Genomic DNA, 13,563 nt, shown 5'->3' with positions numbered 1-13,563 from the left:
CGGCCTCAAATATTCACCAGATGCGCCACCTCGGCCGCCGTCTCCTCCCGCGTGCTGCCGGCGCGGATGATGCGGCCGCGCTGCATGACTCGGTAGCTGTCGGCGAAGGACCAGGCGAAGTCCAGGTATTGCTCCACGATCAGGACGGTGACGCCCAGGTCGGTGCGGATGCGGCGCAAGGCGTCCTCGATCTGGTGCACGACGGAGGGCTGGATGCCTTCCGTCGGCTCGTCCAGCAGCAGCAGGCTGGGCTGGCCCGCCAGCGCGCGGCCGATGGCCAGTTGCTGCTGCTCGCCGCCGCTGAGCACGCCGCCCTTGCGGTTCAGGATCTGCGCCAGCTTGGGGAACAGGTCGAAGATGTGGTCGGGGATGCCCGCCTTGATGGCGCCGGCGCCGCCGGCCCGGCCGGCCAGGGCGGACAGGCCGGTCTCCAGGTTCTCGCGCACCGTCAGGTGGGGGAAGATGTGGCGGCCCTGGGGAACGTAGCCGATGCCGGCGCGGGCGCGCTGGTGGGGCCCCAGGGCGCTGACGTCGCGGCCCTGGAAGGTCATGCGGCCGGCGGTCAGGCGCTGGGCGCCGATGATGGTCTTCAGCAGGGTGGTCTTGCCCACGCCGTTGCGGCCGATCAGCGCCACGGCGCCGCCGGCGGGCACCGCCAGGTCGATGTCCCACAACACCTGGCTCTGGCCATAGGATGTCGCCGCCCCGGTGAGCGTCAGCAACGGTTCAGCCATGATGGGTGTCCTCCTTGGCGCGGCCCAGATAGACGGCGGCGACGTCCGCGTCGGCGCGGATGGCGGCCACGCTGCCTTCCTTCAGGAACTGGCCCTGGTGCATGACGGTGACGCGGGCGTCCAGTTGCTCCAGGAAACTCATGTCATGGTCGATGACCAGCACGGTGTGCTGCCCGACCAGGCGGCGGATCAGGGCCGCCGTCTGGCTGGTTTCCGCCGGGCCCATGCCGGCCGTGGGTTCATCAAGCAGCAGCAGGTCGGCGCGCGTCGCCACCACCATGCCGATCTCCAGCCATTGCTTCTCGCCATGCGCCAATTGGCCGGCGGGGGCGGCGGCGCGGTCGGCTAGGCCGATGGTTTCCAGGATCTCGGCCACGCGGGCCTTCTCCTCCGCCGCCACGCCGTGGCGGAAGGTCGACCACCAGCGCCGGTCGCGCTGGGCGGCGATCATCAGGTTGTCCACCACCGACAGGCCGGGCAGCACGCCCGGCGTCTGGAACTTGCGGCAGATGCCCCGGCGCACGATCTCATGCTCCGGCAGGTGGGTGATGTCCTGGTCCTTGAAGATCACCCGGCCGCTGGTGGCCCGCACCCGGCCGATGATTGTGTCGCACAGGGTGGACTTGCCCGCCCCGTTGGGGCCGATCAGCACCCGCAGGGTGCCCCGGTCCAGGGTGAGGCTGAAGCCGTTCAGGGCCTTGAACCCGTCGAAGTCCACTGTCACCCCATCCACCGCCAACAGCAAGGGGCTGGCGGGCGCGGTGGTGCCGATGTGGTGGGCCGTGGCCGCCGTCGCGTTCATTTCGATCCTCCGACGACAAGGGATTTCAGGCGCTTTCCCCAGGGTGTGGCGGTGGTGTCGGCCACCAGGCCGGCCAGCCCGCCGGGCAACAGGGTGACCACCAGCACGAACACCAGGCCCAGGGCGTAGAGCCACAGGTCGGGGAAGGCGCTGCTGACGCCGTCCTTGGCCAGGTTGACGGCCAGGGTGCCGGCGACGGCGCCGGCCAAGCTATTGCGCCCGCCCACCGCCACCCAGATGACCATCTCGATGGAGGGCACCACGCCCACCAGGGCCGGCGACACCACGCCGGCGTGCAGGGTGAACAGCGCGCCGGCCAGGCCGGCCAGCACGGCGCCGATGGTGAAGGCCACCACCTTGAACGGCGTGGGGTCGTAGCCCAGGAAGCGGATGCGGTTCTCGCCATCGCGGATGGCGCGCAGCAGCGTGCCGTAGCGCGACGCCATCAGGGCGCGCAGGGCCACGAACACCCCCACCACCAGGGCCAGGGTCAGCCAGTACAGGCCATGGTTCGCCGCTGGCGTCCCCAGCTCCACCCCCATCACCGTCTGGAAATCCGTCAGACCGTTGAAGCCGCCGGTGGAGGGCTGCTGGCTGATCAGCAGGGTGGCGAAGGCCAGCGCCAGCGCCTGGGTGATCAGGGCGAAATAGACGCCGCCCACCCGCCGCCGGAACACCGCCCAGGAGAACAGCGCCGCCAGCGCGCCCGGCACCAGCACCACGCCCAGGAGGGCCACCAGGGGGCTCTTGAACGGCACCCACCACCAGGGCAGGGCGTCCAGGCCGCTCCACACCATGAAGTCGGGCAGGTCGCCGTCGCCCAGCGCCGCCAGCTTCATGTGCATGGCGATGGCATAGCCGCCCAGGCCGAAGAACACGCCCTGGCCCAGGCTCAGCACCCCGCCCTGGCCCCACACCAGCACCAGGCCCATGGCCAGCAGCGCCATGGCCAGGAAGCGGGCCAGCAGGTTCAGCTCATAGGCGGAGACCAGCCAGGGGGCCAACGCGGCCAGGGCCACCAGCGCCAGCCATAAGGCCATTGGCCGGCCGATGGCGGCACGCGCCATGCCCCCCGTCACTGGGCCCCCCGACAGCGGTGTTTCTTTGCGCATGCCCATGTCCATGCCGTCCTCCTTCATGTGCGCCTCACGCGTCCAGCGCGCGGGACCGCACGGCCACCACCCCCTGGGGACGGAACTGGATGAACCCGATGACGAACAGCAGCAGCAGCACCTGCGCCAGGCTGACGTCGACCAGGATCTGCACCAGGGCCGAGAACAGCCCCACGATCAGCGAGGCGATGGCCGTGCCCCTCAGGCTGCCCAGGCCGCCCAGCACCACCACCAGGAAGGCCGGCACGACGTAGCTTTGCCCGACATTGGGGGTGACGGGGCCCAGCAGGGCCAGCACCACGCCCGCCAGGCCGGCGATGCCAGTGCCCAGGCAGAACACCGACAGATCCACCGCCCGCACGTTGATGCCCGCCGCCGCCGCCATGCCCCGGTCCTGGTTCACCGCGCGCACCAGCAAGCCGATGCGCGTGCTGGCCAACAGCAGGCTGAGCGCGCCCATGACGGCGAAGGCCACCGCCAGGATGAACAGGCGGGTGGCCGGGATGGTCAGGCCCTCGAACAGGCCGGAAGGGACCGTGTAGGCGTGGTTCAGCCATTCCGGCGCCCGCACGTCCACGCCGATGGCGCCGAAGATGTTGCGGGCGGCCTGCTGCAGGATCAGGCTGACGCCCCAGGTGGCCAGCAGCGTGTCCAGCGGCCGGGCCGACAGCCGCTTGATCAGCGCCGTCTCCAGCACCGCGCCCACGGCGGCGGCGCCTAAGAAGGCGACGGGCATGGCGGCCAGGATACCCAGCGGCCCCGGCACCACCTGCAAGGTCAGGTAGGCGAGATAGCCGCCCAACATCAGCATCTCGCCGTGCGCCATGTTGATGACGCGCATGAGGCCGAAACTCAGCGCCAGACCCAGGGCCGCCAGCACGTACAGCGAGGCGACGCTGAACCCGTTGAAGATCTGCCCAGCGACCAGGGGCCATTGACCCATAACCGTTCCCCTTACTGTATGCCCAACGACCTGAGGCTAAGCCTCAGGTCTAGGACGCGACCGCGTCCGCCGGAGCGAGTACCGGAGGGCGGAGCGAGGAAGCCAAGCCGCCGGATGGCGGCGCCCGGCGATTGAGGGGACTGTTGATTGTTACCGATCAACAGTCACAAGCATCAAGAGGCCGGGCACTTCTTGCCGGGGAAGACCAGCGGGTCGTAGGGATCGGGGTCGATGGTGCCCTTGGACTGCCAGATGATCTTGAACTGGCCGGTGGGGTCCAGCTGGCCGATATAGCCGGTTTGCACCAGGCTCTGGTTGGCGGCGAACTTCACCTTGCCCATGGCGGTGTCGAGATAGTCCAGCGCCACCGCCGCCGCCCGCACCTTCTCCGGATCGAAGCTGCCGGCCTTTTCCACCGCCGCCTTCCAGGCGTAGACGTCGACATAGCCATGGACCATGGGGTCGGTGACGGCCGCACCCGCGCCGAACTTCGCCTGGTAGGCCGACACGAACTTCTTGTTGGCGGCGCCGTCCAGGCTCTGGAAGTAGTTCCAGGCGGCGTAGCTGCCTTCCACCAGGCTGGGGCCCATGGCCACGGCCTCTTGCTCGCCGATGCTGAAGGACATGACGGGCAGCTTGGCCGAGGGCAGGCCGGCGGCGGCCATCTGCTTGAAGAAGCTGACGTTGCTGTCGCCGTTCAGGGTGCTGAAGATGATGTCGGGCTTGGCCGCCTGCACCTTGGCGATGACGGCGCTGAAATCGGTGCCGCCCAGGGGCACGTATTCCTCACCCGCCACCTTCAGCTTATCGGCGTCGATGTGCTTCTTCAGGATCAGGTTCGCGGTGCGGGGGAAGACATAGTCCGACCCGATGAGGAAATAGCTTTTGTAGCCCTTCTCCACCGCCCATTGCAGGGCCGGCAGGATCTGCTGGTTGGGCTGGGCGCCGGAATACATGATGTTGGGCGAACATTCGTTGCCCTCGAACTGCACCGGGTACCACAGCAGGCTCTTCAGCTTCTGGAACACCGGCAGCATGGCCTTGCGGCTGGCGGAGGTCCACCCGCCGAACACGGTGACCACACCGCCGTCCTGGACCAGCTTGGTCGCCTTCTGGGCGAAGATGGCGGGGTCGGACGCACCGTCCTCCACCACCGGCTCGATCTTCTTGCCCAGCACGCCACCGGCGGCGTTGATCTCCTCGATGGCCAGGATCTCGGCGTTCTTCACCGTGACCTCGCTAATGGCCATGGTGCCGGTCAGCGACTGCAGCACGCCCACCTTCACCGTGTCGGCCGCCCAGGCCGTCGCCGGCGCCGACAGGCTGGTCGCCGCCAGCAGCAGGGCCGCGAGACCGGCCGGCTTGTACATCCCCCTCATCACCATCCCCTTCCCGTTCGCTTTGGTCTTTCGCCGCCATGGACGCGGCGACCACGGGGCAAAGGCTAGGGCCGGGAGAGGGAGCCGGGTATGGGGCGTTTAACGTAGCGCCTGGGGCGAAGACGACACCGGGGGTAAGCCGGATGGTTCGGACGCGGCGCCCTCAGCGCCCCTCATCCATCACCCGCCGCAACCGCTCGTATAAGGACGATCGCGCCAGCGCCGCGTCCAAGCGGTCCAGCATGGTGATGACGCCCGCCGCTTCCGCATCCAGTTCCATGGCCACCACGTCCATGGCGGCCCACACCGGTTCCAGCCGGGCATAGAGCGCCCGACCTTGCGCCGACAGGTCGATGCGGCGGCTACGCGCATCCCGGGGGTCGTCCTGGGTTTCGATCAGCCCTGCGGCCTCCATCGACCGCCGCGTCTGGCTGACCGACGGCTGGCTGATACCCAGGGCACGGGCAAGCTCGCTGACGGAAGCCGCCCCATTCTCCATCAACTGTTCCATCACGCCCCACCAGCGCTGCTCGAACGCCACGCCGAATTCGACATAGATGCGCCGCGCATCCTCATCGATGCGTTCGGTCAGCCGCCGCAGCCGCCCCCCCAAGGCGAGCGGCCCGCGCCGGCGCATGTGATCCGTGGTCATGATGATTGCCTCCTTGCATATACATAGGCGCCTAACTATTATCTGCATAGGCGCCTAACAAATATCGGCGCGCGGGCCAAAAGGCCAGAACGGGAAAGCCGGAACGGGAGAGGGCAAGGAATGATGAAGCGGGCCTGCACGCGCACCATCGGCTGTTTCATTCTCGGCATGGCCCTGGCCTGGACCCTGGCGCCGGCGGGGGCCGGAACCCCGCCGGAGCGGACCTACACCGCGACGGAAGTTCGCGCCGACCTGGATACGCTGTACCAGCGCCTGCAAGCGGACGTCTTCGACCTTTACGCCTTCACGTCCAAGGCGGACATGGACCGCCTGCATCAGCGGCTGAAAGCCGATATCACGACGCCGTCGACACGCGCCCAGGCCGAAACGCGCCTGGAATTGCTGGCCGCCGCCGCCCATCAGGGCCACACCCGGGTGGAGGGCGTTTACGCCGCCTGGACCACCTATCGGAAGGCGGGCGGCCTGGCCTTCCCCCTGGCCGTCCGTATCAAAGAGGGCCGGGTGTACGTCGCCCGCAACCTCAGCGAGGGCGCGCGCCCGGCCGTTGGCGACGAAATCCTGGCCATCGACGGCGTGCCGGTCGCCACCTTGCTGGCCCGTCTGCGCCGCCACATCTCCGCCGAAACGCCGGCATTGGCGGACAGCATCCTGGAATACGACTTCCCGCTGTATCTGTGGGTCACGGCCGGCGCCCGGCCCGCGTACAAGGTGACGGTGAAGCCGCCAGGCGCAGCGGCGTCAGACACCATCACGCTGGCCGCGCGGACCAACGCGGACATGGCCTCGACCGGCCAGTCCCGCCCCCCACCCTGGATCTGGCGCAGCCATTGCGCGACGCCCGGGTATTGGACAACGGCGTCGGCTATCTGCGGCCCGGCCCCTTTTACAATGAGGCGGCGAAAACGGGCGCGGAGGAGTGGGACGTGACCGGCTTCCGCACCTTCATCGATGGCGCCTTCCGCAGCTTCAACGCCCAGGGCATCACCCGCCTGATCATCGATTTGCGCGGCAACCCAGGCGGCGACAGCCTGTTCAGCGACGTCATGGTCTCTTGGTTCGCCACGCGGCCCTACCAGTTCTTCTCCTCTTTCCAGATACGGGTCAGCGCCGACGCCGTGGCCGCCAACCGGAACCGCATCGCGCAGGATCCCGTGGCGGCCGGCGCCATCTCGCAACGCTACGCCGACCTGTACGCCACGGCCGCCCCTGGCGATATCATCGCCCTAACCATGCCTGACAGCCAACCCAACAAGGGGGAGCGCTTCACCGGCAAGGTGTACGCCCTGATCAATCGCCAGACCTACTCCAACGCCGTGGCGGTGGCGGCGACCCTCCAAGATTACGGCTTCGGCACGATCCTGGGCGAACCGACGGCCGACATGGCGACGGCCTTTGGCGCCATGGAGCAGTTCACCCTGCCCGCCACCGGCATCACGGTCGGCTTCCCCAAGGCCCACATCGTACGGCCCAATGGCGATAACCGGGCCCGGGGGGTGACGCCCGATATCGCCATCCCCTTCCCCATCGTGGAGACACCAGACGACACGGTGCTGCAGCAGGCCGCCAGGATCGCCGCGGCGGACACGCCGTAGAACGGACCGCGGAACGACGGAATCGCCTTGATGCGTGAATTTGTTTAGACAGATTCAGCTGTCGCATTGCAATCCCAGCCGGTGTGGCCTACCTCTAACGGCATGTCGCGCCGCCCACTTCCCCCTTCGCGGAAGACGCCCGCCTTCCCCGCCCACCGGCTGGGCAGGATGGCGGCATGCCTGCGCGGCCTGGTCCTGGCCTTCCTGGTGCTGTCCTTCCTGGGCGCCGCCACGGTTCAGGCCATGCCCGTGGACCTGCCCTCCGCCGTGACGGCCACGGCCATGCCCGGTGACTGCCCCATGGTGCATTCCGCCGGCACGCCGGCCAAGGGCGGGCCCTGCCACGGCCTGAACGCGGCCTGTCTCAAGCAGATGGGCTGCCTGGGCATCTCGCTGCTGCCGGAGCGAACCGACCAGCCCCCGGCGCCGGTCGTTTTTGGCGACGCCTTCTTCTGGCAGCCGTCGACCGCCATGGCCGGCCTGTCCATCACACCGGAACCCTTCCCTCCCATCGCCGCGTGAGCGGGGCACCTTGAGGGTGCCCTTGCCGCCTCGGGTCAGCGACGCCCGGGGCCTGTTCACGCCGCCGGCATCGCCCTGCCGGCCCCGATACCCTTTCGGGAAGGGAAACCTCATGACCCGATACCTCCATGCCCGCACGGCCACCGCCGTGGCGGCGCTGGCCCTCATGCTCGCGTCCGGCACGCGGGCGGATACCACCATCCCCACCCCTGACGCCCCGACGCTGGGCGCCGACCTGGACGGCCTGCTGGACGCCGCCCGGCACCTGAACCCAAGCCTGCAGGCCGCCGCGCTGGAAACCGCGGCGGCCGATGCCGAGGCTTCCGCCGCCGGCGCGCTGGACGACCCGACCTTCCGCGTCAATTCCGATGAAGTGGACCGCACCAGCGGCCCCCGCATCAACAAGACCTACATCACGGTCGAGCAGGAATTCCCCCTGTGGGGCAAGCGCGACCTGCGCCGCAGCGCCGCCCTGGCGGCGGTGGACGCGGCCCGGGGCCGGGAACGGGCCGTCGGCCTGGAATTGGCGGAGCGTATCAAGGGCACCTACGCCCTCTACGCCGCCGCGTCGGCCGCCTTGGCCGTCAACGGTGACGTCCTGCGCCTGGATCGGCAGATCGCGAAGAACGCGGCCGATCGCTATGGCCAGGGCCTGGGCAGCCAGGTCGACGCCCTGACGGCCGCCGCCGACGTGGCCCGCACGGAGGTGGAGAACGCCCGCCTGACCGCCGACCGCAGCGCCGCCGCCGCGCGGCTGAACGCCCTGCTGGCGCGTCCGGCGGATACGGCCCTGGCCGTTCCCACCGGCGGCCGTCCCCTGCCGGCCTCCACCCCGCCCCTGACGGCGCTGGCCGACCGGGCCCTGGCCGACAATCCCCGCCTGGCAGCCGGCCTGGCCGAAGTGCGCGGCGCCGAGGATGAACGCCGCCTGGCCGCCAAGGCCTGGTACCCCGACCTGACCCTGGCGGTGGGCGCCATCCAGCGCGACAACGGCCCCACCGGTTACACCGCCACCGTCGGCTTCAAGATTCCCCTGCAGGCGGAGCCGAAGCGGGCGAAGGAACGCCAGGCGGTGGCCAAGGCGAACGCCACCCGGCAGAGCCTGGCCGCCACGGCGGCGGACATCGAGGGCGACCTGGCCGAGGCCCTGGCGGCGCTGAACGCCGCCCGCCAGCAGGCCGGCGTATACCGGGCGCAGTTGCTGCCCGACCTGGGCGGCGCCCATGAAGCCGCGCTGGCCGCCTATGGCCGGGGGCAAGGCAGCCTGACCGCCGTGCTGGAGGCGGAGCACCGCCTGCACCAGGCCCGCCTGGACCTGCTGCGGATCGAGGTCGAGGGCCAAAAAGCCCTGGCCGCCCTGGAACGCCTGGTGGGAGGTCCGCTATGACCCGCGCCCGTTTCCTGATCGGCCTGGCCATCGCCCTCGCGGCCACGCCGGCGGCCCAGGCCCAGACTTCGCCCCAGACCCCCACCGACAAGGGAAAGGTCCTATACTACCGCAACCCCATGGGCTTGCCCGACACCTCGCCCGTGCCCAAGAAGGACGGCATGGGCATGGACTACCTGCCGGTCTACGCCGACGGGGCCGAGCCGGCGGGCACGGTGCGGGTCGCCCCCGGCAAACTGCAGACCCTGGGCGTCAGGACCGCCCAGGTGGAGGAGGTGCCGGCCCTGGCGGGAACCGTGCAGGCCACCGGCACCATCGCCCTGGATGAACGACGCCAGGTCGTGGTGACCACCCGGGCGGAGGGCTGGGTGGAGACCTTGGCCGTGGCCGCCACCGGCGACACCGTGCGCCGGGGGCAGGTGATGGCCCAGCTTTACGCCCCGGACCTGCTGACGGCGGAGAAGGAATACCTGCTGGCCCGGTCGCTGGCCTCGGACGGCCACGGGGACAGCCATGCGAACGGGGGCCATGGCAGCCCGGCCGACCTGGTGTCCGCCGCGGTGTCGCGTCTGAAGGCGCTGGACATCCCGGCGGAGGAGATCGCGCGGCTGCAGCGCAGCGGCGAGGCCGCCAGCCGGATACCCGTCCGGGCACCGGCGGATGGCGTGGTCATCGACAAGCCGGTGGTGGCGGGCATGCGCGCGGGGCCGGGCGAGCCGCTGTACCGCATCGCCGATCTGTCCAGCGTCTGGCTGGTGGCGGAAGTGGCGGAGCGCGAGGTCGGCCTGGTCCGCCCCGGCCAGGCCGCCCACGCCACCTTGGCGGCTTATCCCAGCCGCCGGTTCGACGGGGTGGTGGACTTCATCTACCCGACCCTGTCTCGGGAAACGCGGACGGCCCGGGTGCGCATCGTCCTGCCCAACCGCGACCGCGCCCTGCTGGCCGATATGTACGCCAGCGTGACCATCGACACCCCGCGCGCCGGCGGCGATGGCGGGCCCCCGCTGGTGATCCCGGACTCCGCCGTCCTGGACGGCGGCGCCCGGCAGACGGTGCTGCTGGATCTGGGGGACGGCCGTTTCCAGCCGCGCGCCGTCCATCTGGGCGCCCGGGGCGATGGCAAGGTCGAGGTGCGCGACGGCCTGCGGAAGGGTGACCGCGTGGTGGTCGGCGCCAATTTCCTGATCGACGCGGAAAGCAACCTGAAGGCGGCCCTGGAGGCCTTCACGGCCGGCCCAACCTCCACATTCAACAGGGGCACACCCGACAGGGGCACGTCCAACGGGGGGGCCAGGCCATGATCGCCCGCCTCATCGACTGGTCGGCCGCCAACAAGGTGCTGGTGCTGGCGGCCACCCTGTTCATCGCCGCGCTGGGCGCCTGGTCCTTACGGCACACGCCGCTGGACGCCCTGCCCGACCTGTCCGACACCCAGGTCATCGTCTACACCGATTATCCCGGCCAGGCGCCGCAGGTGGTGGAGGACCAGGTGACCTATCCCCTGTCCACCGCCCTGCTGGCGGTGCCCCGGTCCAAGGTGGTGCGCGGTTTTTCCAACTTCGGCGTCTCCTTCGTCTATGTGGTGTTCGAGGAGGGGACGGATCTCTATTGGGCCCGTTCCCGCGTGCTGGAATATCTGAACGTGGCGCAAAAGCGGCTGCCGTCCGGCGCCACGCCCTCGCTGGGGCCGGACGCCACCGGTGTGGGCTGGGTCTACCAATACGTGGTGCAGGGTGCCGGCCGCACGCTGGCCGAATTGCGCAGCCTCCAGGATTGGCTGGTCCGCTACCAGCTGGCCAAGGCCGACGGCGTGGCCGAGGTGGCCGCCCTGGGCGGGTTCGAGCGCCAGTACCAGGTGGTGGTCGATCCCCGCAAACTTCAGGCCTACGGCATCCCCCTGTCGACGGTGTCGGACGCCGTCCGCGCCTCCAACCGCGATGTCGGTGGCCGCACGCTGGAAATGGCGGAAACCGAGTACATGGTGCGCGGCCGGGGCTATCTCCGCGACGCCGGCGACCTGGAGCGGGTGGTGCTGAAGGCGGACACCGCAGGGGCCGCCCCCGTGTTGCTGCGCGACGTGGCCCGGGTTGAACTGGGACCGGATGAGCGGCGGGGCATCGGCGAGCTGGACGGCCAAGGCGAGGCCGTGGGCGGCATCGTCATCAAGCGCGACGGCGCCGACGCCCTGACCACCATCGCCAGCGTCAAGCGGCGGCTGGCCGAATTGCTGCCGGCGCTGCCCGAGGGGGTGACCCTCAAGGCGGTGTACGACCGCTCCGACCTCATCGACCGGGCCATCGAGACGCTGAAACATACCTTGCTGGAGGAAAGCCTGATCGTGGCGGCGGTGTGCGTCGTCTTCCTGTTCCATGTGCGCAGCGCCCTGGTGGCCATCATCACCCTGCCCATCGGCATCCTGGCGGCCTTCGCGGTCATGCGGCCGCTGGGCATCGGCGCCAACATCATGAGCCTGGGCGGCATCGCCATCGCCCTGGGCGCCATGGTGGACGCCGCCATCGTCATGATCGAGAACGCGCACAAGCATGTGGAGCGGCTGGCGCCGGGCGAGCCCCGGGCCCCCGCCCTGCTGGCGGCGGCGCGGGAGGTGGGACCGTCGCTGTTCTTCAGCCTGCTGGTCATCGTCGCGTCCTTCCTGCCGGTGTTCGCGCTGGAGGCGCAGGAGGGACGGCTGTTCAAGCCCCTGGCCTACACCAAGACCTTCGCCATGGCCGGTGGCGCCCTGCTGTCCGTCACCCTGGTGCCGGTGCTGATGCTGTTCTTCGTGCGCGGGCGCATCGTGCCGGAGGCGCGCAACCCGCTGAACCGCGCCCTGATCGCGGCCTATCGTCCCCTGATCACCCTGGTGCTGCGCTGGCCCAAGGTGGCGGTGGTGGCGGCCGTCCTGGCCCTGGCGGCCACGGCCTGGCCGGTGTCGCGCCTGGGATCGGAATTCATGCCGGACCTGAACGAGGGCACGCTGTTGTTCATGCCGGTCACGCTGCCCGGCATTTCCGTCACCAAGGCGGCGGAGCTGCTGCAGGCGCAGGATCGCATCCTGAAGTCGTTCCCCGAGGTCGCGTCGGTCTATGGCAAGGCCGGACGCGCGGCCACGGCGACGGACCCGGCACCGCTGGAGATGAGCGAGACGGTGGTGACCCTGAAGCCCCAGGCCGACTGGCGGCCCGGCCTGACCCTGGACGGCCTGGTGCGGGAGATGAACCAGGCCCTGCGGCTGCCCGGCGTCAGCAACGCCTGGACCATGCCCATCAAGGCGCGCATCGACATGCTGTCCACCGGCATCCGCACGCCGGTCGGCATCAAGGTGTTCGGTCCCGACCTGGCCACCCTGGAGAGGCTGGCGACGGCGGTGGAAACGGCGGTGCGCGCCGTGCCCGGCACCACCAGCGCCTATGCCGAGCGCCTGGGCGGCGGCCACTACCTGGAGATCACGCCCGACCGCGACCGCATCGCCCGCTATGGCCTGGGCATCGACGCCGTGCAGCAGGTGGTGGCCACGGCCCTGGGCGGGGAGACGGTGACCACGACGGTGGAGGGGCGGGAGCGCTATGGCGTCATCGTCCGCTATCCCCGCGACCTGCGGGACAGCCCGCAGGCCATCGCCAGCCAGGTGCTGGTGCCCCTGCCCAACGGCGCCATGGTGCCGCTGGGTGACTTGGCCGGCGTGGCCCTCACCCAAGGCCCGCCGTCCATCCGCACCGAGAACGCGCAGCTGGTCGGCTATGTCTATGTCGACATGCATGGCCGCGACGTGGGCGGCTATGTGGCGGAGGCGGCGCGGGCCGTGGCGGCCAAGGTCAGCCTGCCGCCCGGCTACCGGCTGGAATGGAGCGGGCAGTTCGAATACCTGCAGCGGGCCAAGGCCAAGCTGGCCCTGGTCGTCCCGGCCACGCTGGGCGTCATCTTCCTGCTGCTGTACCTGAACTTCGGTCGGCTGACGGAAACGCTGATCGTCATGCTGTCGGTGCCCTTCGCCCTGGTGGGCGGCGCCTGGTTGCTGTGGGCCCTGGGCTACAACATCAGCGTCGCGGTGGCCGTGGGCTTCATCGCGCTGGCCGGCGTGGCGGCGGAGACCGGGGTGGTGATGCTGATCTACCTGGACCACGCCTGGTCGGCCACCCTGGCCCGGCGGACGCGGGAGGGCGCCCCGGCATCAGCCACCGACCTGCGCACCGCCATCCTGGAGGGCGCGGTGGAGCGGGTGCGGCCCAAGATGATGACGGTGGTGGCCATCATGGCCGGCCTGCTGCCCATCCTGTGGAGCAGCGGCACGGGGTCCGAGGTCATGCGCCGCATCGCCGTGCCCATGGTGGGCGGCATGGTCTCCTCAACCGTCCTGACCCTGCTGGTGATCCCGGCGTTGTATGCCCTGGTGAAACGGCGCCCGGTCGGGTGAGGGCG

Annotated in this window: 12 protein-coding genes; 6 read left to right on the top strand and 6 right to left on the bottom strand. The window is 70.0% G+C overall.

Annotated elements, in window-relative coordinates:
* Positions 1 to 5: 5 nt before the first annotated feature.
* The 6 genes from urtE to UAJ10_RS02850 form a co-directional block, all read right to left on the bottom strand.
* Positions 6 to 734 (bottom strand): urea ABC transporter ATP-binding subunit UrtE, encoded by a 729-nt coding sequence (gene urtE, locus UAJ10_RS02875; protein WP_322913861.1) that lies wholly within the window; start codon positions 732 to 734, stop codon positions 6 to 8.
* Entirely contained in the window at positions 727 to 1,536 is an 810-nt protein-coding gene (gene urtD, locus UAJ10_RS02870; protein ID WP_322913860.1) for an urea ABC transporter ATP-binding protein UrtD, read from the bottom strand. Before urtD ends, urtE begins: the two co-directional genes overlap by 8 nt.
* Positions 1,533 to 2,675: an urea ABC transporter permease subunit UrtC gene (gene urtC, locus UAJ10_RS02865; protein WP_322913859.1), complete on the bottom strand. Its 1,143-nt coding sequence runs from the start codon at positions 2,673 to 2,675 to the stop codon at positions 1,533 to 1,535. Before urtC ends, urtD begins: the two co-directional genes overlap by 4 nt.
* 7 nt (positions 2,676 to 2,682) lie before the next feature.
* Entirely contained in the window at positions 2,683 to 3,591 is a 909-nt protein-coding gene (gene urtB / locus UAJ10_RS02860) for an urea ABC transporter permease subunit UrtB (protein ID WP_322913858.1), read from the bottom strand.
* A 173-nt stretch (positions 3,592 to 3,764) separates the two neighbouring features.
* Positions 3,765 to 4,970 carry an urea ABC transporter substrate-binding protein gene (gene urtA / locus UAJ10_RS02855; protein ID WP_322913857.1) on the bottom strand — a complete coding sequence of 402 codons (1,206 nt, stop codon included), beginning with the start codon at positions 4,968 to 4,970 and terminating at the stop codon, positions 3,765 to 3,767.
* Positions 4,971 to 5,133: 163 nt separating this feature from the next.
* A complete protein-coding gene (locus tag UAJ10_RS02850; RefSeq protein ID WP_322913856.1) occupies positions 5,134 to 5,622 on the bottom strand; it encodes a MarR family winged helix-turn-helix transcriptional regulator in 489 nt (162 codons plus the stop codon).
* Between the two features lie 120 nt (positions 5,623 to 5,742).
* Between UAJ10_RS02850 and UAJ10_RS02845 the strand changes: the two genes are divergently transcribed.
* From UAJ10_RS02845 to UAJ10_RS02820, 6 genes are all read left to right on the top strand, one after another.
* Entirely contained in the window at positions 5,743 to 6,570 is an 828-nt protein-coding gene (locus UAJ10_RS02845) for a hypothetical protein (protein ID WP_322913855.1), read from the top strand.
* On the top strand, positions 6,567 to 7,235 hold the full coding sequence (locus tag UAJ10_RS02840) for a S41 family peptidase (protein ID WP_322913854.1): 669 nt from the start codon (positions 6,567 to 6,569) through the stop codon (positions 7,233 to 7,235). Before UAJ10_RS02845 ends, UAJ10_RS02840 begins: the two co-directional genes overlap by 4 nt.
* Positions 7,236 to 7,403: 168 nt before the next feature.
* Positions 7,404 to 7,757, top strand: coding sequence for a hypothetical protein (locus tag UAJ10_RS02835; RefSeq protein WP_322913853.1), 354 nt, complete (start codon positions 7,404 to 7,406; stop codon positions 7,755 to 7,757).
* A 112-nt stretch (positions 7,758 to 7,869) separates the two neighbouring features.
* On the top strand, positions 7,870 to 9,144 hold the full coding sequence (locus tag UAJ10_RS02830; protein WP_322913852.1) for a TolC family protein: 1,275 nt from the start codon (positions 7,870 to 7,872) through the stop codon (positions 9,142 to 9,144).
* Positions 9,141 to 10,445: an efflux RND transporter periplasmic adaptor subunit gene (locus UAJ10_RS02825; RefSeq protein ID WP_322913851.1), complete on the top strand. Its 1,305-nt coding sequence runs from the start codon at positions 9,141 to 9,143 to the stop codon at positions 10,443 to 10,445. Before UAJ10_RS02830 ends, UAJ10_RS02825 begins: the two co-directional genes overlap by 4 nt.
* Complete coding sequence (locus tag UAJ10_RS02820; RefSeq protein WP_322913850.1) at positions 10,442 to 13,558, top strand: efflux RND transporter permease subunit; 3,117 nt, start codon at positions 10,442 to 10,444, stop codon at positions 13,556 to 13,558. The genes UAJ10_RS02825 and UAJ10_RS02820 overlap by 4 nt, the downstream gene beginning before the upstream one ends.
* The last annotated feature ends 5 nt before the right edge of the window (positions 13,559 to 13,563 follow it).

Source organism: Nitrospirillum guaranorum (genome assembly GCF_034653275.1).
GTDB lineage: Bacteria > Pseudomonadota > Alphaproteobacteria > Azospirillales > Azospirillaceae > Nitrospirillum.
This window is presented reverse-complemented; position numbering and strand designations above follow the sequence as displayed.